Annotated in this window: 19 protein-coding genes; 10 read left to right on the top strand and 9 right to left on the bottom strand. The window is 62.2% G+C overall.

Annotated elements, in window-relative coordinates; genetic code table 11:
- Positions 1–31: 31 nt before the first annotated feature.
- A complete protein-coding gene (locus JV241A_RS27605) occupies positions 32–1,006 on the bottom strand; it encodes a fimbrial protein (RefSeq protein ID WP_240047848.1) in 975 nt (324 codons plus the stop codon).
- 354 nt (positions 1,007–1,360) lie between these two features.
- On the opposite strand from JV241A_RS27605, the gene JV241A_RS09240 reads away from it, so the two are divergent.
- Positions 1,361–1,891 (top strand): glyoxalase superfamily protein, encoded by a 531-nt coding sequence (locus tag JV241A_RS09240; RefSeq protein WP_115087041.1) that lies wholly within the window; start codon positions 1,361–1,363, stop codon positions 1,889–1,891.
- Positions 1,892–1,980: 89 nt separating this feature from the next.
- On the opposite strand, the gene JV241A_RS09235 is transcribed toward JV241A_RS09240, so the two are convergent.
- Together JV241A_RS09235 and JV241A_RS09230 are read right to left on the bottom strand one after the other, a co-directional pair.
- On the bottom strand, positions 1,981–3,213 hold the full coding sequence (locus JV241A_RS09235) for an NADH:flavin oxidoreductase/NADH oxidase family protein (RefSeq protein WP_134062106.1): 1,233 nt from the start codon (positions 3,211–3,213) through the stop codon (positions 1,981–1,983).
- A 115-nt stretch (positions 3,214–3,328) separates the two neighbouring features.
- Positions 3,329–4,159: an alpha/beta hydrolase gene (locus JV241A_RS09230; RefSeq protein ID WP_134062104.1), complete on the bottom strand. Its 831-nt coding sequence runs from the start codon at positions 4,157–4,159 to the stop codon at positions 3,329–3,331.
- Positions 4,160–4,241: 82 nt separating this feature from the next.
- On the opposite strand from JV241A_RS09230, the gene JV241A_RS09225 reads away from it, so the two are divergent.
- On the top strand, positions 4,242–4,664 hold the full coding sequence (locus tag JV241A_RS09225) for a MerR family transcriptional regulator (RefSeq protein WP_134062102.1): 423 nt from the start codon (positions 4,242–4,244) through the stop codon (positions 4,662–4,664).
- 13 nt (positions 4,665–4,677) lie between these two features.
- Here JV241A_RS09225 and JV241A_RS09220 read toward each other — a convergent pair whose 3' ends face one another.
- The gene (locus JV241A_RS09220; protein WP_134062100.1) at positions 4,678–5,229 is read right to left on the bottom strand and encodes an AAA family ATPase; all 552 of its coding nucleotides are present in this window, start codon (positions 5,227–5,229) and stop codon (positions 4,678–4,680) included.
- A gap of 268 nt (positions 5,230–5,497) precedes the next feature.
- Here JV241A_RS09220 and JV241A_RS09215 point away from each other — a divergent pair, with 268 nt between their 5' ends.
- Entirely contained in the window at positions 5,498–6,553 is a 1,056-nt protein-coding gene (locus JV241A_RS09215) for an alpha/beta fold hydrolase (RefSeq protein WP_134062098.1), read from the top strand.
- A 141-nt stretch (positions 6,554–6,694) separates the two neighbouring features.
- Positions 6,695–7,786 (top strand): DUF3616 domain-containing protein, encoded by a 1,092-nt coding sequence (locus JV241A_RS09210; protein WP_115087036.1) that lies wholly within the window; start codon positions 6,695–6,697, stop codon positions 7,784–7,786.
- A 53-nt stretch (positions 7,787–7,839) separates the two neighbouring features.
- Here JV241A_RS09210 and JV241A_RS09205 read toward each other — a convergent pair whose 3' ends face one another.
- Both JV241A_RS09205 and JV241A_RS09200 read right to left on the bottom strand, forming a co-directional pair.
- Positions 7,840–8,274, bottom strand: a complete 435-nt coding sequence (locus tag JV241A_RS09205; protein WP_115087035.1) for a GFA family protein — start codon at positions 8,272–8,274, stop codon at positions 7,840–7,842.
- Between the two features lie 71 nt (positions 8,275–8,345).
- Positions 8,346–9,287: a carbon-nitrogen hydrolase family protein gene (locus JV241A_RS09200; protein ID WP_115087034.1), complete on the bottom strand. Its 942-nt coding sequence runs from the start codon at positions 9,285–9,287 to the stop codon at positions 8,346–8,348.
- Positions 9,288–9,390: 103 nt separating this feature from the next.
- On the opposite strand from JV241A_RS09200, the gene JV241A_RS09195 reads away from it, so the two are divergent.
- The 3 genes from JV241A_RS09195 (at position 9,391) to JV241A_RS09185 (ending at position 12,801) form a co-directional block, all read left to right on the top strand.
- Positions 9,391–10,086, top strand: a complete 696-nt coding sequence (locus JV241A_RS09195; RefSeq protein WP_134062096.1) for a helix-turn-helix domain-containing protein — start codon at positions 9,391–9,393, stop codon at positions 10,084–10,086.
- Positions 10,087–10,378: 292 nt separating this feature from the next.
- Positions 10,379–11,302 carry a hypothetical protein gene (locus tag JV241A_RS09190; protein ID WP_134062094.1) on the top strand — a complete coding sequence of 308 codons (924 nt, stop codon included), beginning with the start codon at positions 10,379–10,381 and terminating at the stop codon, positions 11,300–11,302.
- 338 nt (positions 11,303–11,640) lie between these two features.
- A complete protein-coding gene (locus JV241A_RS09185) occupies positions 11,641–12,801 on the top strand; it encodes an HPP family protein (protein WP_134062092.1) in 1,161 nt (386 codons plus the stop codon).
- On the opposite strand, the gene JV241A_RS09180 is transcribed toward JV241A_RS09185, so the two are convergent.
- Both JV241A_RS09180 and JV241A_RS09175 read right to left on the bottom strand, forming a co-directional pair.
- Entirely contained in the window at positions 12,775–13,638 is an 864-nt protein-coding gene (locus JV241A_RS09180; RefSeq protein ID WP_045196624.1) for a LysR family transcriptional regulator, read from the bottom strand. The two genes, JV241A_RS09185 and JV241A_RS09180, sit on opposite strands and share 27 nt — an antisense overlap.
- Positions 13,639–13,704: 66 nt before the next feature.
- The gene (locus JV241A_RS09175) at positions 13,705–14,226 is read right to left on the bottom strand and encodes an Lrp/AsnC family transcriptional regulator (protein ID WP_134062090.1); all 522 of its coding nucleotides are present in this window, start codon (positions 14,224–14,226) and stop codon (positions 13,705–13,707) included.
- Positions 14,227–14,345: 119 nt separating this feature from the next.
- Here JV241A_RS09175 and JV241A_RS09170 point away from each other — a divergent pair, with 119 nt between their 5' ends.
- On the top strand, positions 14,346–15,380 hold the full coding sequence (locus JV241A_RS09170) for a histone deacetylase family protein (protein ID WP_115087029.1): 1,035 nt from the start codon (positions 14,346–14,348) through the stop codon (positions 15,378–15,380).
- A 63-nt stretch (positions 15,381–15,443) separates the two neighbouring features.
- Entirely contained in the window at positions 15,444–16,835 is a 1,392-nt protein-coding gene (locus JV241A_RS09165) for an amino acid permease (protein WP_134062088.1), read from the top strand.
- A 62-nt stretch (positions 16,836–16,897) separates the two neighbouring features.
- On the opposite strand, the gene JV241A_RS09160 is transcribed toward JV241A_RS09165, so the two are convergent.
- On the bottom strand, positions 16,898–18,385 hold the full coding sequence (locus JV241A_RS09160; RefSeq protein WP_134062086.1) for an aldehyde dehydrogenase family protein: 1,488 nt from the start codon (positions 18,383–18,385) through the stop codon (positions 16,898–16,900).
- 159 nt (positions 18,386–18,544) lie between these two features.
- On the opposite strand from JV241A_RS09160, the gene JV241A_RS09155 reads away from it, so the two are divergent.
- Positions 18,545–19,489 carry a LysR family transcriptional regulator gene (locus tag JV241A_RS09155; protein WP_115087026.1) on the top strand — a complete coding sequence of 315 codons (945 nt, stop codon included), beginning with the start codon at positions 18,545–18,547 and terminating at the stop codon, positions 19,487–19,489.
- Positions 19,490–19,505 lie beyond the last annotated feature (16 nt).

Here is a 19,505-nt window from a genome sequence, read left to right as displayed (position 1 = left end):
GTGCCGGCGATATAAGACGATCCTTAATTGACTACAGGTAGCTCATGATGAAGGTCACGGCAGTGTTGGCGCTGCCTGCTTCAAGGTGATCTTCGGCCAGGCGGTAGTAGGCGGCGGCCAAGGGGATTTTGAAGTCGGTACCCAAGGGGTCGAAGCCATTGAACGGATACGAGGTGTCCAGGGCAATGGGTTGTCCTGAATCGTTCATCAACTGCAAGCCGATGCCCTTGGCCGTGGATTCGCCATTCAGTGCCACGACACCGTTTTTTGCATCGATGACCCGAGTGGTGGCCTTGAGTTGGTACGTCACTTTCTTGATGCCGCGCTGGCACTGGTTCAGGGCAATGTTGAACTTGATCACCCGCGGGGTATCGCCACTTTTTTCGAATTCCTGCAGGCGGTAGTCGTCACCCATCGATACCGGCACCGAGGGTGTTTGGCAGGAGGCGGTATTCAGGTGAATGGGCTTGAGCAGGTTGAACTTGATGAACACCAGGTCAGTAACTTGCAGGTTGCCCAGAAAACCGGCGGGAATTTCGTTGGTCGCTGACAAATCGCCGGATTTGAACACTTCGAGCGTGTAGTTACCGTCGTCGGTTGTATAGGTCCCTGCGCCTATGTTAAACGGCGGTGGCATGTAGGGGATGTTCGGGTTGGGGGTGCCCATGCGAAATGAAAGCCCGCTCTTGCCCAGGGGGTAAGTACTGTCTACCGGAATACCCAGGGCAGGGTTCATGGCGAATCCGTATCGTGTTGCTGCCGCACACGTGAAGACATGCTCTGCTGAGTTAAGGCTTTGCTGATAAACGATAGTGCCAATGGGGGCGTCCTGGGGGATCGTCAAGCTGTCAGCGGTCAAACCGGCGCCGAAGTTCACCGTGGTCTCTTTGTTGTGCTTGTCACTAAAGGTAAAGGTGCAATTGGCAGCCATTGCATCGGGGCCAACTGCCCATGCGACTACGCAAGCGATGCCCAATAAAATGCGCTGCCAGGTTGAAAAATCCATGGTGATGACGGTACACGGTGATGAAGATGCGATGCATCTCTAGTGTCCATGCCCAGACGCGAACATCAGGCGATTCTTAGAGTGCATCGCCGCTGTTGGCGCAACTAGGCAAACGACCCCGTGCGTACCTCGCCGCCCCGTACATAACGCGCCACCAGCACACCGCTGGGCAAGGGTGAAATCGACAGCGCGCCGATCATCTGTGTACTATCGCGCCCAGGCCAATGCTGCCTGCCGCTCGCGCCCACAAGGGCATGGTGAAAGCATGTAAAGAAGCACCCGAACCCTGTCGCTTTTCTTGCAGTCGAGGTTTGGCAACGCGAGCACCACACGGCCTCGGCTTCAGGAGGAACGATGATTTCAAACGAGCAAGCCAAACAGATGGCCAAGCGCCTGCGCGTGTCGCTGCAAGCGCATAGCCCAGCGCTTTCACACGCTGCTGCGCTGGAACTGGTGGCGCAGCAACTGGGCTACAAGGACTGGAACACCGCCGCCGCGCTGTTGCCCCCAGACACCCCGCCAGCGGCGATCCGCTTCGACAAGCCCATCCCCATCCTGCGCAGTTTCGATGAAGCCAAGGCCCGCGAGTTCTACCTGGGTTTTCTCGGTTTCAGCGTCGAGTTCGAGCACCGCTTCGAGGCCGATTTGCCGCTGTACCTGGGCATCAACCGCGATGGCCTGCAGTTGCACCTGTCCGAGCATCACGGCGATGCCAGCCCGGGGGCGACGATCTTCGTGCCCATGCACAATATCGAGCAACTGCGCGACGAACTGCAGGCCAAGCGCTACGGCTATGGCCGGCCGGACATCGTCGAGCAGGGCTGGGGCAAGGTGCTGGAGGTCTATGATCCGTTTGGCAACCGGATTCGCTTCTGCCAGAGCTGATGGACCCTGATAGAGCTGTGCTGGCCTCATCGCGGGTCAAGCCCGCTCCTACAGGAGCGAGCTTGACCCGCGATTGAGCGCGAAGTGGCTCAACGCACGCGCTGGGCAATCCACTGCCGGTACTGGCGGGCGCGCAGCGCATTGCCCAGTTGCTGGCCGATCAGCGCCCACAGCGGCGATACCTGCGGGCGGGGCGCCTTGCCCTGGCTGAGCTTGCGCAGCTGGAACTTGACCAGGGCCATGTTGGCCAGCGATGCCAGCGGCTTGTTCTTCCAGGTGATCGGCGCCAGCGCCGGCGCCGTGCCCTTGCCTTGCTGCCAGGCGCGGGGCAGGTTGGGGTCGATGGCCAGCGCCGTGCCGATGCCGACCATGGCCACGCCACTGTCGACCACCTGCTGGGCCACCGGCAGGCGACGGATGCCGCCAGTGACCATCAGCGGCATGCTCGCCACCTTCTGTACGTCGCGGGCGAACTCCAGGAAGTAGGCTTCCCGGGCCAGGGTGCGTCCGTCGCGAGCCTCGCCCTGCATGGCCGGGGCTTCGTAACTGCCACCGGACAATTCCACCAGGTCGACGCCCCGGCCGTTGAGCAGTTGCACCACCTGGCGGGCATCGTCGGCACTGAAGCCGCCGCGTTGAAAGTCGGCGGAGTTGAGCTTGACCGCCACGGCAAACTGCGGCGCCACCACGGCGCGCACCGCCTTGACGATCTCCAGCAGCAGCCGTGCACGGTTTTCCAGCGAGCCGCCCCAGGCGTCGTTGCGCTTGTTGCTCAGCGGCGAGAGGAACTGGCTCAGCAGGTAACCATGCGCGGCATGAATCTCAACCCCGGTGAAGCCGGCCTGTTCGGCCAGTTGCGCGGTACGGGCAAAGCGCTGGATGACCTCGACGATCACCGCTTCGGTCATCGCCTGGGGCGTGTTGAAGTGTTTGGACAGTTTGCCCATTTCCAGCGCCACCGCCGAAGGTGCCCAGGTCGGTTGACCGAGGTTGGCCGGCATCTGCCGCCCGGGGTGGTTGATCTGCAGCCAGAACTGCGCCCCATGGCTACGGCCGACGCTGGCCCAGCGCTTGAACTTGGCCAGTTGCCGGTCATCTTCGAGCACCACGCCGCCCGGGCCGGTCATGGCGCGGCTGTCGACCATCACATTGCCGCTGATCAGCAGGCCCGCGCCACCGTCGGCCCAGGCCTGGTACAAACGCAGCAACTCTGCGGACGGCGCCTGGTCGGCGTCGGCCATGTTCTCTTCCATCGCGGCCTTGGCCAGGCGGTTGGGGATCTCGCTTGCGTTGGGCAATGTCAGCTTGTCGAACACGTTCATGGGGAGTGCCTCGTTTGATCGTGTTCAAACCATAACCTTAAAGTTAACTTTAATGTCAACAGGCTTTTTCAGGGGGTGAAGCAGGGTGCCAGGGCAGGGCCCTGGCACCGCAGTATCAGCTGCGTATGAAGGCCAGCAGGTCGGCGTTGATGATATCGGCATGGGTGGTGGGCATGCCGTGGGGGTAGCCCTTGTAGGTTTTCAGGGTGCTGTTGCTGAGCAGCCTGGCCGACAGCAGGCCTGAATTTTCATAGGGCACGATCTGGTCATCGTCGCCGTGCATCACCAGCACTGGCAGGGTGAGGCGCTTCAAGTCCTCGGTAAAGTCGGTCTGCGAGAAGGCGACGATGCCGTCGTAGTGGGCCTTGGCGCTGCCCATCATGCCCTGGCGCCACCAGTTGAGGATCACCCCTTGCGAAGGTGTCGCCCCGGGGCGGTTGTAGCCGTAAAACGGCCCGGCGGGAATGTCGTGGTAGAACTGCGCGCGGTTGGCCGCCAGTTGCGCCTGCAGGTCGTCGAACACCGACTTGGGCAGGCCGCCGGGGTTGCTGGCGGTCTGCACCATCAACGGTGGCACCGCCGCCAGGATCGCCGCCTTGCTGGCGCGGTCCTGGCCGTGGCGGGCCAGGTAATGCACCACCTCGCCGCCGCCGGTGGAATGTCCGACATGCACTGCGCCGCGTACCCCCAGGTGATCGACCAGCGCCGCCACGTCATCGGCGTAATGGTCCATGTCGTGGCCATCCCAGACTTGACTGGAGCGCCCGTGGCCGCGGCGGTCATGGGCGATAACCCGATAACCCTGGGCCAGGAAGAACAGCATCTGCGCATCCCAGTCGTCACCGCTGAGCGGCCAACCGTGGTGGAAGAAAATCACCTGGGCATCGCGCGGGCCCCAGTCTTTATAGAAGATTTCAACGCCGTCTTTGGTTGTGACGAATGCCATGTTCGTTGCTCCTCTGTGATGTGTTTGCTGCGTCCTAGGGTTAAAGTAAGGTTTAAGGTCACTGCCCTATTGAAGGCGAGCTATGAGAATAGGAGAACTGGCGAAACGCAGCGGCCTGAGTGCCTCGCGAATTCGCTTTTACGAGACCAGCGGCCTGATCAGATCGGTGGTGCGCAAGGCCAACGGCTATCGCGACTACGCCCCGCAAGCGCTGTGGACCCTGCAGATCATCACCAGCGCCCAGGGCGCAGGGTTTAGCCTTGAGGAGATTCGTCAGCTGCTGCCGGCCAATGCCGACGGCTGGCAGCATGACGCGCTGCTGGCCGGGCTCAAGCGCAAGGTCGCCGAGATCGAAGTACTGCAAGCACAACTGGCGCAGAACCGCGAGCAGTTGCTGGTGGCCATCGACAGTATCGAAAACCGCCCCGAGGACCGCGACTGCACCGACAATGCCAGGATGCTGATGGAACGGCTGCTGGAACAGGGGCGAGCGGGGCAGGCGTGAATGCTTTGGGGGATCAGCGCTGACGCTGCAGCCCCTCTGCGCCAACCGCGCCAGCCGGCAACCCTTCGACAAATGCCGCAATCTGGCGGCTGCCGCGCACATGCACCACCGGTACCTGCGGGCCGATGGTCTCGCGCACCGCCTCGATCCCCGGGCGATAACCGCGATTGAAGGTCCAGACAAACTTCAAGAAAGTCAGAAACGCCCGGTCGAGCTTTTCGCTGCAGCCGTCCGCCAGGTCAGGCCGAGGGCGATTCAACACACTGCGCTTGATCACCCGCATCAAGCAGGTCAGGCGCGGCGTATCCAGCCAGATCACCAGGTCAGCCCGGGGCAGGCGCAGGTCAAACGTGCGTCGCGCATAGTTGCCTTCACACACCCAGGTGTCCTGCGACACCGCCTCGCGCACCCGCGAGCGGAACTGCTCGGCATCGGGTTCGACCCAGCCGGGTTCCCAGAACAGCCTGTCCAGGTGCACCACCGGCAAGCCCAGTTGTTTGCCGAGGGCGCGGGCGAGGGTGGACTTTCCGCTGCCAGCGTTGCCCAGAATGACGATCCGTTGCATGAGGGACTACCTTGTCGGGAAAAAAGCCGGCGATTGTGCCGGTTTTGCCGGGGAAATTAAACAAGGACTGGCGGCACGCCATCGCCGCTGTGGTGGTGTGATGCCGTTGCGCTAACGATGAAAGTCCCATGCACGTCGGCGCGAATATGGGCTTTAATGTCCGTGCAACGCACCTGTGCTCAACATTGGATTTCGACCGCATGCGAGATGGGCCCAACAGCCCGCTTCAGAATGCTATGCGCTTGTCCGATCAAGGAAGATAACAACATTGAAAACAGCTTTCGGCGCCCTGTTTCTGATCTGCCTGACTGCCAGCGCATTCGCTGACGATAACCCGGTTGGCTTCCAGTCCTCCACGCTGCTGGACACGCATAATAATCGCACGCTGGAGATGGTCGTCTGGTACCCCAGTGCAACCACCGCCACCACGCAATTGATCGCCGATAATGCGGTGTTTGTCGGTGCTTCTGCCGTTCGTAACACGCCACCGGCTGCTGGCGAACACCCATTGGTAGTGCTCTCCCATGGTTTTGGGGGCAACTGGGGCAACCAGACCTGGCTTGCCAGTGCGCTGGCCCACAAGGGTTACATCGTCGCCGCGGTCAACCACCCCGGCACCACTAGCCGTGACCGTAGCCCTCAAGCAGCGGCGCAGTTATGGCAACGGCCCGTGGATCTGAGCCGAGCCATTGAAGCGGTCACGACTCAACCTGAAAAATTTGGCCAGGTCGCGAAGCGCCGAATTGCGGTAGTGGGCCATTCACTGGGTGGCTGGACCGCCATGGAGATCGTCGGGGCTCGTTTCGACCCAGACCGATTTGCCCGTGACTGCAAAGCCCACCCGCAGTTGGTCAGTTGCACCGTTTATCAACAGATGAACGCCGAAAGCACTTCAGCATTGAAGGCCGGGTTGGCCGGTGATTTGCGCGATAAACGCGTCACTGCGGTGGTTACACTGGACCTGGGCCTTTCACGCGGGCTGACCGATGAAAGCCTTGCGGCGCTGCCGGTACCAGCGCTAGTGATCGCTGCCGGCGTACCGTCGCAAGAGCTCCCCGCTCAGTTGGAGTCCGCCAACTTGGCCAAACGCCTGCCCCAAGCGTCAAGCCGTTACGTCGAAATCAGCGACGCAAGCCACTTCAGCTTCATGTCGGTGTGCAAACCTGGTGCGGTGGCAGTGCTCGAAGAAGCAGTACCAGGCGATGGCATCATCTGCCGAGATGGCGACAACGGCCGCCCACGTGGGTTGATCCAGCAGCAGATTACCTCGCTGATCACTGAGTTTCTGACGCAGTCATCTGGCAACAGCGAGGACATGTTGTAAACCATCAGTATTAGGGGGGCGGTGCTTGTCTACAAAGCCTGCACTGCAGGCTGGGAACCTGGCGAATAGCCTTGATTGTTGACGGGTAACCACTAGCCTTTACACATCTTCGCGTCACCCCCTCAAGGCAGGAGAGCACCCATGAGCAAGCCAGGCAATACCGTGATGCTGCGCTTTGATCCGGCATTTGCGTCATTGCGTGACGGCCTTTCGGTTGCCCTGCAGATCGGCGACACGCTGTGGCTGGCCAACGACGAAACCACCAGTCTGGAACGCCTGACCATCCAGTCCGCAGCACCCGGCGAGGCTGTGATGTGCGATGAGCACCACGCCTTCCCGCTCATGGAATACCTGAGCCTGCCCATACCCGATCCAGACGCCGAGATCGACATCGAGGGCCTGGCCTATGCCCCTGACGGGGGGTATCTCTGGGTCGTCGGCTCCCATAGCCTCAAGCGCAAGAAGGCGGATGCCGACAAATCCGCGCAGAAGAACATCAAGCGCCTGTCGACCGTAGAGGCTGACGGCAATCGCTTTCTGCTGGCGCGTCTCCCTGTGGTGCAGCAGAACGACCGCTATGAGCTCGCCGAAAAGGTGGATGGCGATGGACGTACGGCGGCGCAGTTGCATGGCAACGCGCTCGGCAACGACCTGACCGCGGAAATCGCCAAGGACGATCAGCTACGCGACTTTCTGCGCATCCCGGGCAAAGACAACGGTTTCGACATTGAAGGCTTGGCCGTCATCGGCTCGCGCCTGCTGTTGGGGCTTCGGGGGCCCGTGCTGCGCGGCTGGACCGTGCTGCTGGAGATCGAACCCGAAGCCGACGGCGACTCGACCGACACCCTGGTGCTGAAGAAGATCGGCCCGGGTGGGCGTCGCTACCGCAAACACTTTTTTTCGCTCAATGGCCTGGGGGTGCGAGACCTGTGCACCCGCGGCGACGACCTGCTGATTCTGGCGGGGCCGACCATGGACCTGGACGGCCCGGTCACGGTGTTCCGTTGGCGCGGCGGCTTCGCAGCCGATGAAGAGCAGGTGGTGTTCGCCGATCAATTGGAGACGGTGCTGGAGGTGCCGTTCGGCAAAGGCGACGACCATGCAGAGGGCATGTGTTTGTTCAAATCGGCTGAGGAGAGCAGGGAGCTTTTGCTGATCGTCTACGACGCTGCCGCGCAGCGTCGTAAACACGGTGACCGGAGTGTCGAAGGGGACCTGTTTACCCTCGATTAACGGCGGCGCACTCGCCAGGCAAGGTCGGAGCGCCGCACACTATCGTGCTAGCGCTATTCGTCCACGCTGACACCCGATCCGCCTAATTCGCTAGGGACATCCTTCAGCTTGGGCAACCCGTCTTTGATGCGCAGGTGGGTCTCCTGATAGTGGACGTGAACGCCTGGCGAATACGCGAAATCCGGGATGACGGCGGCATACACGTCGATGAGCCCCATCCCCGGGTGTTCGGTGAAAATATGCCCGCCGCAATGCTTGCACCATTTGCGAAAACTCTGCGGTGTCTTGTTGTAAGTGCCAATGTTCTCAGCCCCCCGCGTTACTTGCACTGCCTCGGGTTTCCACAGCGTGAAGGCATTGACCGGCGCGGCTGACCAATGTCGACACGACTCGCAATGGCAATAGCCCATTGCGGCTGGCTCACCGCTGACGGTGAACTCGACTGCGCCGCAAAAACAACTGCCCTTGTAAGACTTTTGAATGCTCATGGAATGACTCCTTGATCAGTTGCTACACACATCGCTGAAGTGGGAATGGATCGCCTGAGGGTCGGTTAGTTTCATCCGTCGGTGAAGCGCACCGCTGTCGCCGGCGTGCGTCGCACCTGCAACTGGAAAATGTCAGGGCGCGCATAGTGCCCGGTGACGTCAAGCGCCCGCCGCGCCGGCGCCACGAGTGACACGTCAATGTCTGCATACAGAATGCCTGCCTCTCGGTGTAATGGACCGGCTGTGATCCGGCCTTGCGGGTTGACCACCACCGAGTCGCCGTCGTTGATCCACTCTTGCGGATCGGGAAACAGTTGCGTGCGCGCCGGAAAGTCATCGGGAATGTCGCTGCCGCGCAACGCGGTGCCACTGCCCAGCACCCAGCATCGACCTTCGAGTGCAATGTGACGCATCGTGCTGATCCAGCCCTCGCCGGTGTCGTACGTGGGGGCGACGTAGATTTCCACTCCTTGGGCATACAAAGAATAGCGCGCCAAGGGCATGTAGTTTTCCCAGCAGATGAGCGCACCAATGCGCCCGACGGGTGTATCGACCGTACGCAACCCTGACGCATCACCGAAACCATGGACCATGCGCTCGGGGTTCGTTGGCATCAGCTTGCGATGCCGGTTGAGCACTTCGCCGTTCGTACCGATAACGACTACGCTGTTGTAGAGCGTGCCGCCGCCATTACGCCGGTCGCATTCATTGATACCGCATACGATTGTCACGGCGTGAGCGCTGGCGGCCTCGCACAAATCGTTCAGGTCGCCGTTGGCGATATCAACGGCGTTGGCCAGCAGACGCGTGTGCAACTGGCCGATTACAGCCCCGTCTTTTCCCGCCGCCAGCCGCCAGATCCACGACGGGTAACCTGGAATGTACGATTCGGGCAAAACGATCAGCGAGGCGCCCGCCGCCGCGGCCTCAGCGACCGATTGCACGGCCCGGGCGATGGTCGCGCTGCGATCGAGCAGCACGGGCGGACGCTGAATGATGGCTATCTTGGTCATGGCGTTCTCCTGAGGCGGTGGCTTTCACAGGTTTCAGCGTGCACGCGTCGAAGGCACGAGGCTAGTTCAGAATCTGAAGCGTTGTAGTTGCGGAGTACAGGCGATGGATGAAAGCTACGGTCAGTTCTGCACGGTCGCGCGCGGTGCCGAAGCACTGTGCGAGCGCTGGACGCCTTTGGTCGTGCGCGAGCTGCTATGCGGCAGCAAGCGCTTCAATGAACTGCACCGCGGCGTACCACGGATGTCCACCAGCTTGCTGGCACAGCGGCTGCGCCACTTGGAAGCTATCGGTGTCGTACATCGCACGGCCGCAGGCAAAGTCTGGGAGTACAGCCTGACCGAGGCAGGCGAGGATTTGCGCCCCATCATAATGGCGCTAGGCCATTGGGGGGCGCGCTGGATAGGGAGTCGCCTTCGCGATAACGAACTCGACGCGGGCCTGCTCATGTGGGACGTGCGCCGGTTTGCGCGCATCGAGCTGTTCCCGTCCCGGTCGGTGGTCATCCACTTCAGGTTCCGAGACGCGCGCTCCGGCGAGCAAGCGTGGTGGCTGGTGGTCGAACAGGGTGTGGCAGATCTGTGCCGCGACGACCCGGGACGCGAACTCACGCTCGTCGTGGACTCAAGCGTGCGCGCGTTGACCGAAGTGTGGACAGGCGACCGCACACCCAGGGAGGTGCTTCAGTCGCGGGAGTTGCGTGTAGACGGCGCTGAGCAGGATGCGGAAAACTTGTGGCGCTGGCTTGGCACGAGTGCGTTCGCCGGTACCCGGAGCGCTGCAATCCAGCCTGTGCAATAGCCATCGAGAAAGGTAAGCGTTCGACCGTCCGCTTCTGGCCGTTAGCAGCCTGTCACGACTGCTCGCCAACACCCCTTGGCTGCCCATCACCCACAGCAGTTTCTGCAAATCGCTGCCCTGGTATGCAGAACACCCGCTAGCGGCTTCCCGATCATGCACTTTGCATGATGGGAATGCTCTGCAATCGCTGCAACATATTGAATTCACAGGCATTACCAATTGAGCAGGCTTGGCACAGGGCATGCACCCGTTCTACTGAACATTCGATGTTCCTCACGGGAGCTCAAAAACAATGATTACAACATCAGAAACCCACTCGACCACCATCGCCGAAGTGGAAAACCGCTCCGGCGTGTCATGGCCGGCAATTTTTGCAGGCGCGGCAGGTGCGGCGGCGTTGTCGCTGATACTGGTACTGCTCGGTTTTGGGCTGGGCTTTTCGGCCGTTTCTCCGTGGCCTGGCGACGGAATGAGCGCCAAGAGCCTGGGAATATCCACGATTGTCTGGCTGGCGCTGACCCAGATTATCGCTTCCGGCCTGGGGGGGTACCTGGCGGGTCGCCTGCGGGTCAAGTGGGCGAGCGTGCAGGGTGATGAGGTTTACTTTCGCGATACGGCCCATGGCTTTCTGGCATGGGCCGTTGCCACGCTGGTAACGGCAACGCTGGTGGTCGGTTCGGTCAGCAGTATCGTGGGCGGTGGGGTGCAGGCAGGTGCTCAAGTTGCAGCGGGCGCCGCAGACGGCATCACGTCAGCAGCGTCGGCTGCCGCTAGCACCACGGACAGCGACCCCTATGGCTACTTTGTCGACAGCCTTTTTCGTGGCGATAGCACTGTAGCGGTCAATGAGGATGCAACCCAGGGGGTGGTAACCCGGATCATGACTCGCTCGTTGCGCAGCGGCGGGCAGCTTAAGGCCGAAGACCGACTGTACCTGGCGCAACTGGTCAGCCAGCGCACCAACCTGACCCCGGCCCAAGCCGAGCAGCGGGTCGACGAGGTGTTCGCCCAGGCGCGTCAGGCAATAGACGACGCCAAAAGGGTTGCCCGTGAAGCGGCCGATGCCGCCAGCAAGGTGGCTGCGGTGTCGGCATTGTGGATGTTCATCGCTTTGTTGTGCGGGGCATTTTTCGCCAGTCTCGCCGCAACCTATGGTGGCCGCCGTCGCGATGCGGTGATGCCGGTCGATGACTATATCAACGCCCGAGTCCGTTGAACCGAGGAGAACTATCATGCGTTCGCTACTGTTGTTCATGTTGGGTGTGCCTATTCCCGTGATCATCCTGATCGCACTGTTTATGCATTGATTGCCAGGCGATGTCGGCGGCCTTGCCGCCGACACCTGTACTCCCGCGCCATCCCTCAAAAAAACTGCAGCCACCCCTCACTTTTTTGAATTACCACCCGCCAGCCCAACCCCGGCAAAATCCCCGCCCACGCAACACCCAAAAAATTCCATCTCCACGGACGGAGCCCATTGGTATTGCCCCTCGCAATACTCAGCCCAGCCATTTTGGCCGGGCTTTTTTTACTGCCCAGGTGCCCGATTTACCCATGTCTACCCGCGGTCTGAACAACTGGTTCAGCCGGCTGCTGCCGGCCTCTCTGAACATCCCCCCGAAAGAATGGCTACGTGCAGGTGTCGGTGCGTTGCTCGGTCTGTTTCTCGCAGGTTTTGCCTGCAGCCTGGCCTTTGGCCCGACAGTGGCACTGCACCTGCTCGGGCCGCTGGCGGCGTCGGCAGTCCTGCTGTTTGCCGTGCACTCCGGGGCGCTGGCGCAGCCCTGGCCCTTTGTTGGCAGCTATGCCAGCGCGACAGCGGTGGGGCTGGTGCTGCATCACTGCTTTGGTTCGGCCTTGTGGGTCGCGGCGCTGGCCCTGGGCGTGGCGATCCTGGTGATGTGCCTGCTGCGCTGCCTGCACCCGCCGGGTGGCGGCGTGGCGGTGAGTGTGGTGTTGGCGGACTCATCGCTGGCGGCGCTGGGTGACCAGGTGTTCGAGCCAATCATGCTCAATGCCCTGGTACTGGTAGCGGTTGCGGTGATCTACAACCGCCTGACCGGGGTGCGCTACCCGAAAACCGCCGCGCCGCGCAAAGACCTGCACCACACCGCCGATGTGTTGCCGGGTGAGCGGGTCGGGGTCAGTGGCGAGGACCTTGACCAGGCGCTGGAAGAGCTCGGCGAGTTTGTCGACGTCACCCGCGATGAGCTCGAACGCATCATCATGGCCACCGAGCAACACGCGCTCAAGCGCAGCCTGGGTGGCATTACCGCCGCTTCGGTGATGTCGCGGGACGTGCAGTTGGCGACGCCGCAGACCACCTTGCAGCAGGCCTGGCAGCTGTTGTCGAGCCACCATTTGCACACCTTGCCGGTGCTGGATGACGCGCGGCGGCTGGTGGGGATTGTCAGCCTGACTGACCTGGTCGGCCCGGCCATGACTTTGGGGCGTTTCAGCTGGCGCGGGTTGTTCGGGCGCCGGCCCAAGGTGCTGCTGGAGCAGATCATGAGCCGGCCGGTGATCACCGTGCGCAGTGACGAGCCGGCGGTGGCGCTGATTCCGTTGCTCAGCGAGCAGGGCCTGCATTGTTTGCCGGTGATGGACGGCGAGGCGCTGGTGGGGGTTATTACCCAGACTGATTTGATTGCCGGGCTCAAGCGACAGTTGTTGAGTGAGGTGGCGCGCTCAGATCACCGGATCCCAGCGCTGTGACCAGTCACTCTCACCGGCCACCACTTCGCGCAGCACCCTGAACGCCTGCTGCAATGCCTCGCTGTCGCGCTCGCGGGCATACACCAGGTAGGTGGGGTAGGTGAACTCCGGTGCTTGCGGCACGCGTTCGAATACGCCGCTGTCCAGGTATGCCTGCACTACGCGGGTCCGGAAGTAGCCGCTGCCGCCGTGTTCGAGGATGTACTGCAGCGCCAGCGGTCCGAGGTTGAAGCTCAGTGCCGGGCGCGCGCATTCGGGCAGGGCGGCGTCGTGGCGGCGGCGGAAGGCCTGGCCCCAGTCGATGTACACGTAGGGCTCGGGTTTGTCCTTGCGGCGGATCCGGATGAGCTTTTCTTCCATCAACTGCTCCACCTGCAGGCCCGGGCCGTAGGTGGGCTGGTAGACCAGCACGGCATCGAGCACGCCCATTTCCACTTTGTGCAGCAAGGATTCGCCGTCGCTGACTTCGCTACGAATGGCGTGGCCGGGCATTTCCCGGTGCAGGGCGCTGACCCAGCCAAGCACCATGGGGTTGCCGAGGCTGACTTCGCCGCCGATGTGCAGCACCTGGTGGCAGCCTTCGGGCAAGGGCAGGTCGCGGCGCGCGGCTTCCCAGGTTTGCACCAGCTGGTTGGCGTAAACCACGAAGGCCTCGCCGTCGGCGGTGAGGCTGGCGCCGCTGCGGCTGCGGATGAACAGCTGGCAGGCGAGTTGCTGTTCGAGCTTTTGTACCCGGGCGGTGATGGCCGTCTGGGTCACGTGCAGGCGCTCGGCGGCGGACACCAGGCTGCCGGTGCGAACGATTTCAAGGAAGGTGCGGGCCAGCTCGATATCCATGGGGGCAGCCTGGTTCTGGGGTGGCTTATTCTAGTGGTATTGCACCGGTTTGGGGCGAGACAAGTACTAGGCACTAGATCGCGGGACAAGCCCGCTCCTGCATCCAGGAATGGCCACGCGGTGGGTGGACTTGACCTCGCGCAGGGCCAGGCTCGACTGGATCGAGGCAATGCCCAGTTGTCGGCGCAGCACCTGCTCGATGAAGTCGCTGTAGGCGTCCAGGTCGGTGGCCAGTACTTGCAGCAGGTAGTCGGCATCGCCGGTGATCTTGTGGCAGGCGATCACCTCCGGCAGTTGCAGTACCACCGCTTCGAAATCATCCGGCGCCTGGTCGCTGTGGGTGGCGAAACGGACCTGGACGAAGGCCATGATTTCCAGACCCAGCAAACGCCGGTCGAGGTTGGCCTGGTAGTCCTTGATCACGCCTTCTTCTTCCAGACGCCTGCGCCTGCGCCAGCAGGGGGTGAGGCTCAATGACAAGCGCTCGCTGAGTTCGGCGTTGGACATGCTCGCGTCCGCCTGGAGCAAGGCGAGGATGGCGCGGTCGGTGTCGTCTAGGGTGACGCTTCTGGATGATTTTTTCGCCATGGCTGCCTCAAGGGGATAATTCGCCTCAAAACGCTAACACGACGAGAAGATAAAGCAAAAAAAGATCAGTGCCGTCGGAATAGGCTATTTGCACACCCACTGATCAAGGCACCTGCGCCATGCTGACCATCTTCAGCCCCGACCACCGCCTGCACCACGGCACCGAACTCAAGGACGGGGTGCTCAAACCTTCGTTCGAACAACCCAGCCGCGCCGATACCGTGTGCGAACGGGTCAGGCTCACTGGCCTGGGCGATGTCGTCTCGCCGCGCGCGTTCGACCGCGCCTGTTACGTCGCAGCGCATAGCGAGCGTTATGTCGCCTTTCTCGAAAATGCCTGGAGCGAATGGACCGCCATCGGTCGCAGCCACGACGCCTTGCCGCTGGTGTGGCCGGTGCGTGATCTGGCCAACGACCGGGTACCGGCGTTCATCGACGGCAAGCTGGGTTTTTTCGCCATGGATGCCGGCGCACCGATTACCGCCACTACCTGGCAGGCGGTGAAAACCAGCGCCGACCTGGCCCTGACCGGCCTGGCCCTGATCAACGAAGGCCAGCACAGCGCCTTTGCCCTGTGCCGGCCACCGGGGCACCACGCCGCACGGGAATACATGGGCGGCTACTGCTATCTGAACAACGCCGCCATCGCCGCCCAGCATAGCCTGACCCTCGGCGCCAAACGGGTGGCGGTGTTGGATGTGGACTTTCACCACGGCAACGGCACGCAGAACATTTTCTATGCACGCAGCGATGTGCTGTTCGCCTCGATCCATGGCGATCCGGCGGTGTCGTACCCGTATTTTTCCGGCGCGACCAGTGAACGAGGTAGCGGCGCAGGCGAAGGCTTCAACCTCAACTATCCGTTGGCCAAAGGCACCCGCTGGTCCGCCTATCAGCAGGCGCTGGAAGATGCCTGCCAGCGCCTGCGCGCCTATGCCCCCGAGCTGCTGGTGATTTCCCTCGGCGTCGACACCTTCAAGGACGACCCCATCAGCCATTTTTTGCTGGAAAGCGAGGACTACTTCGCCATGGGTGCAGCCATCGCCAAAGTCGGGGTGCCGACGCTGTTCGTGATGGAGGGCGGTTACATGGTTGATGAAATCGGCATCAATGCGGTGAACGTGCTGCAGGGCTTCGAAGGCGCTTGCGCCTGAACAACAAAAAAAGATTGCTTCCTTACTGCCTCGACTCGACAACAAAAACCAAGAGATTGAGCTATGAAACCAGTGACCCACGGCCCCCGGCACAGGGGGCTGCAGCGCACCCTGAGCAACCGCCACATTCAGTTGATTTCCCTCGGTGGCGCCATCGGCACCGGGCTGTTCATGGGCTCGGGCAAGGTCATCGCCTTGTCCGGCACCTCGATTCTGCTGATTTACATGATCATCGGATTCTTTCTGTATTTCGTCATGCGGGCGATGGGCGAGTTGCTGCTGTCGGACCTGAAGTTCAAGTCGTTCGCCGATTTTGCCGGCGCTTACATCGGCCCGCGGGCGGCGTTCTTTCTCGGCTGGTCGTACTGGCTGAGCTGGTGCGTGGCGGTGGTGGGCGATGCGGTGGTGGTCGGCGGTTTCTTCCAGCACTGGTACCCGGATCTACCGGCCTGGATACCGGCAGTCGGCATGATGCTGACCTTGTTCGCCCTCAACGTACTGACAGTGAAGCTGTTCGGTGAGGTGGAATTCTGGTTCGCGATCATCAAGATCATCGCCGTGCTGACGCTGATTGGCGTGAGTGTGGTGCTGGTGGCGACCTCGTTTGTTTCGCCCACCGGGGTGACGGCGTCGCTGGGGCATCTGTTCCGGGCCGAGGCAGCGTTCCCGCATGGCATCAGCGGCTTTTTCGCGGGTTTCCAGATCGCGATTTTCTCCTTTGCCGGTACCGAGCTGATCGGTACCACGGCAGCAGAAACCAGGTCGCCGGAGCAGGTACTGCCCAAGGCGATCAATGCCATCCCGATCCGTATCATCCTGTTTTATGTGGTGTCGCTGGCGTGCATTATTGCGGTGACGTCATATGCCCATGTGTCGCCGAACAAGAGCCCGTTTGTGGAGTTGTTTCTGGTTGCGGGGTTTCCCGCGGCGGCAGGGATCGTCAACTTCGTGGTGCTGACCTCGGCGGCCTCGTCGGCCAACAGCGGGGTGTTCTCCACCAGCCGGATGTTGTTCGGCCTGGCCGGTCAGGGCAATGCGCCGGGGGTGTTCAAGCGTCTTTCCGGTAATAGCGTGCCGCTGGCGAGCCTGGGCTTTTCGACGCTGTTGATGTTGTTCGGGGTGATGCTGCTGTTCATCTTCCCGGAGGTGATGACGGTGTTCACTATCGTCTCGACCATCTCGGCGATCCTGGTGATTTTTACCTGGTCGACGATTCTGGTCGCCTACCTGTGCTATCGCCGCGCACGGCCGGATCTGCATGCGCGCTCGATCTACAAGATGCCCGGCGGGGTGGTGATGGCCTGGGTGGCGTTGGGGTTCCTGCTGTTTGTGCTGTCGTTGCTGGCACTGAAGCCGGACACCCGCTTGGCGTTGTGTGTGATGCCGTTGTGGTTTGTCGGGTTGGCGCTGGCGTATTGGCGGGTGCAGGGCAGGGGTGTGGTGGTTCGTGCGTAATCGCGGGGCAAGCCCGCTCCCACACGACCTGTGGGAGCGGGCTTGCCCCGCGATGCTGTCAGTCAGTAACGAATCATCACCGACTTGAGCTCGGTATAGTCCTCGATAAACGCGCCACCAAACTCCCGTCCAATCCCCGACGCCTTCACTCCGCCAAACGGCACCGCCGGGTCCAGCAGGGTATGCATGTTCACCCACACCGTGCCGGCCTGCACCTGCGGTACCAGGCGCAAGGCCTTGCTCAGGTCGTTGGTCCACAGGCTGGCGCTCAGGCCATAGGGGCTGTCGTTCATCAGCGCGATCAGTTGCTCTTCATCGTCGTAGGGCAGGAAAGTCGCCACCGGGCCGAAGGTCTCTTCATTGAGCAGGCTGTCGTTCACCGAATTGGCCAGGATCACCGTCGGCTCCACGTAGCACCCCGGGCCTTCGAGCAAGCGGCCGCCATGAATGATCTGGCTGTTCTCGCTGCGTGCCTTGGCAAACAACGCGCCGAGTCTGGCCTGGTGCTGCTTGTTGCTTACCGGGCCGAATTCGCTGGTTTCATCCAGCGGCGAGCCGATCTTCAACTTTGCCAGGCGCTCGCTCAAGGCCCCGGTCACCGCCTCGATCTGCGAGCGATGCACATAGAAGCGCTCGGCTGCCGCGCAGATCTGCCCGGAATGCAAAAAGCCCGCTTCGATGATGCCGTCTACTGCTTTGCTCAAGGCTACATCGCGGAGGAACCCGGCCGCGTTCTTGCCGCCCAGTTCCAGGGTGGTGCGGGTCAGGTTGGCGGCCATGGCGCTCTGGCCGACGGCAAGGCCGGTGGGCACGGAGCCTGTGAACGAGACCTTGTCGGTGCCCGGGTGTTCGATCAGCGCCTTGCCGGCCATGCCGCCACCGGTCACCACATTCAACGCCCCTGCGGGCAGGCCGGCGTCAATGGCCAGTTCGGCAATGCGCAGGATGGTCAGCGGGGTGAATTCGCTGGGCTTGATGATGATGCTGCAACCGGTGACCAGTGCCGAGCCGAGCTTCCACAGGGCGATCATGGTCGAGAAGTTCCAGGGCACGATGCCGACTACCACGCCGACCGGCTCGCGCAGGGTGAAGGCGGTGTAGCGCTCGCCGCTGAACGAGGGCAGCGACGGGGTGAGGGTCTGGCCGCTGAGCTTGGTCGCCCAGCCGGCGTAGTAACGCAGGAAGTGCGCGGCCTGATCGACCTCGAAATTGCGCGAGATATTGATCAGCTTGCCCGACTGGCAAGTCTCCAGCTGCGCCAGCTCTTCCCGGTGTTGTTCGATGAGATCGGCGAGTTTCAGCAGCACGCTGGCACGCACGGCAGGGGCGGCCTGTGACCACTGGGCAAAGCCGCGACGGGAAGATGCGACGGCATCGTCGACAGTGTGCACGCAGGCTTCGGCCACACGGCTGATGACCTGGTCGCTGGCCGGGTCGATCACCTCAAGGTAGTGGGGATTGTCTGCAGGCTGCTGGCGACCGTCGATAAAGCTGCTGTGCTCACGTTGAAGAAACCCGCGCACCTGGGGCAAAAGGCTGATGTTGCTCATGGGACGAACCTCAAGGAAAAGCAAAGCCTCGACCCTAGCGCAGCCTACCCGCGCCGGCTTGACTGAGCCTGCCGCCGGCCATGCACCGGCCTGCCAGGTGCTTTGTAATCTGCAGGTTTTGCCCGTAGGCTGCGGCATCCGCCTGTGCAGGAGCGCCCCTTGAACCCGATTTTCGCTTCCCTGAGCATCGCCCACCTGCGTGCGCTGCAAAGCATGCTGCAACTGAAAAACCTCAGCCATGCCGCCGAGCGCCTGGGCAGCAGCCAGTCGGTGCTCAGCCGTCAGCTGGCACATATGCGCGAGGCGTTCGACGATCCGCTGCTGGTGCGTCAGGGCCGCGGCTATGTGTTGAGCGAACGCGGCGAAAGCCTGCTCGTGCCGCTGGGCCAGGTGCTGGCCGAGCTTGAGGCCTTGCGCCAACCGCAGGCCTTCGACCCCCAACGCTGCGAGCGGCGCTTTTGCCTGGCGGCCTCGGACTATATCGCCGAGCACATGCTGCCATTGTTGGTCAGCACCCTGGAGCTCGAAGCGCCGGGGGTGTCTATCGAGTACCGCACCTGGCAGCCGGGGCAGTATGAACTGCTCGCCAGTGGCGAAGTCGACCTGGCCACTACGCTGTTCGACGACGCCCCGGCCAACCTCCACGGGCGTATGCTCGGTGAAGACCGCGCCGTGTGCCTGATGCACCGCGAGCACCCATTGGCGAGCAAAACCGAACTGACCCAGGACGATTACCGGGCCTGGAACCATGTGCGCATTTCCGGCGGTGGCGACAAGGACAGCTTTATCGACCGCCACCTGCGCGAGCAGGGCCTGAGCCGGCGCATCAGTCTGCAGGTGCCGTTCTACTCGGCGGCGGTGCAGGTGGTCGGCAGCAGCCAGGCGCTGGTCACCGTGCCCGAGCACATCGCCCGCCAGCTCAGCCGCTTGCACCCGTTGACCTGGCGGCCGCTGGCTTTTGTCGAGCACACCCAGCGCTACTGGGTGGTCTGGCATCAACGCCTGCACGCCTCGGCCGAGCACCGCTGGTTGCGCAACCTGGTGTTCGAGCAGTGGCAGCGGTCACAGTTCGGCGTGCACGGCGGCCATGCGCATTCGCCATAGCAGCTATGCGCCGGGC

It is taken from the genome of Pseudomonas sp. JV241A (assembly GCF_900275665.1).
Taxonomy (GTDB): domain Bacteria; phylum Pseudomonadota; class Gammaproteobacteria; order Pseudomonadales; family Pseudomonadaceae; genus Aquipseudomonas; species Aquipseudomonas wadenswilerensis.
Note: the sequence above shows the minus strand (reverse complement) of the source record. Positions and strands in the feature narration are given on the sequence as shown.

Excerpts from the sequence above, each read along its gene's own strand:
- JV241A_RS09185 (WP_134062092.1), top strand. The coding sequence starts at position 11,641 with ATGTCTACCCGCGGTCTGAACAACTGGTTCAGCCGGCTGCTGCCGGCC.
- JV241A_RS09235 (WP_134062106.1), bottom strand. The coding sequence starts at position 3,213 with ATGAACGTGTTCGACAAGCTGACATTGCCCAACGCAAGCGAGATCCCC.
- JV241A_RS09230 (WP_134062104.1), bottom strand. The coding sequence starts at position 4,159 with ATGGCATTCGTCACAACCAAAGACGGCGTTGAAATCTTCTATAAAGAC.
- JV241A_RS09205 (WP_115087035.1), bottom strand. The coding sequence starts at position 8,274 with ATGAGCATTCAAAAGTCTTACAAGGGCAGTTGTTTTTGCGGCGCAGTC.
- JV241A_RS27605 (WP_240047848.1), bottom strand. The coding sequence starts at position 1,006 with ATGGATTTTTCAACCTGGCAGCGCATTTTATTGGGCATCGCTTGCGTA.
- JV241A_RS09160 (WP_134062086.1), bottom strand. The coding sequence starts at position 18,385 with ATGAGCAACATCAGCCTTTTGCCCCAGGTGCGCGGGTTTCTTCAACGT.
- JV241A_RS09225 (WP_134062102.1), top strand. The coding sequence starts at position 4,242 with ATGAGAATAGGAGAACTGGCGAAACGCAGCGGCCTGAGTGCCTCGCGA.
- JV241A_RS09200 (WP_115087034.1), bottom strand. The coding sequence starts at position 9,287 with ATGACCAAGATAGCCATCATTCAGCGTCCGCCCGTGCTGCTCGATCGC.
- JV241A_RS09190 (WP_134062094.1), top strand. The coding sequence starts at position 10,379 with ATGATTACAACATCAGAAACCCACTCGACCACCATCGCCGAAGTGGAA.
- JV241A_RS09210 (WP_115087036.1), top strand. The coding sequence starts at position 6,695 with ATGAGCAAGCCAGGCAATACCGTGATGCTGCGCTTTGATCCGGCATTT.
- JV241A_RS09195 (WP_134062096.1), top strand. The coding sequence starts at position 9,391 with ATGGATGAAAGCTACGGTCAGTTCTGCACGGTCGCGCGCGGTGCCGAA.
- JV241A_RS09180 (WP_045196624.1), bottom strand. The coding sequence starts at position 13,638 with ATGGATATCGAGCTGGCCCGCACCTTCCTTGAAATCGTTCGCACCGGC.
- JV241A_RS09240 (WP_115087041.1), top strand. The coding sequence starts at position 1,361 with ATGATTTCAAACGAGCAAGCCAAACAGATGGCCAAGCGCCTGCGCGTG.
- JV241A_RS09175 (WP_134062090.1), bottom strand. The coding sequence starts at position 14,226 with ATGGCGAAAAAATCATCCAGAAGCGTCACCCTAGACGACACCGACCGC.
- JV241A_RS09165 (WP_134062088.1), top strand. The coding sequence starts at position 15,444 with ATGAAACCAGTGACCCACGGCCCCCGGCACAGGGGGCTGCAGCGCACC.
- JV241A_RS09220 (WP_134062100.1), bottom strand. The coding sequence starts at position 5,229 with ATGCAACGGATCGTCATTCTGGGCAACGCTGGCAGCGGAAAGTCCACC.
- JV241A_RS09170 (WP_115087029.1), top strand. The coding sequence starts at position 14,346 with ATGCTGACCATCTTCAGCCCCGACCACCGCCTGCACCACGGCACCGAA.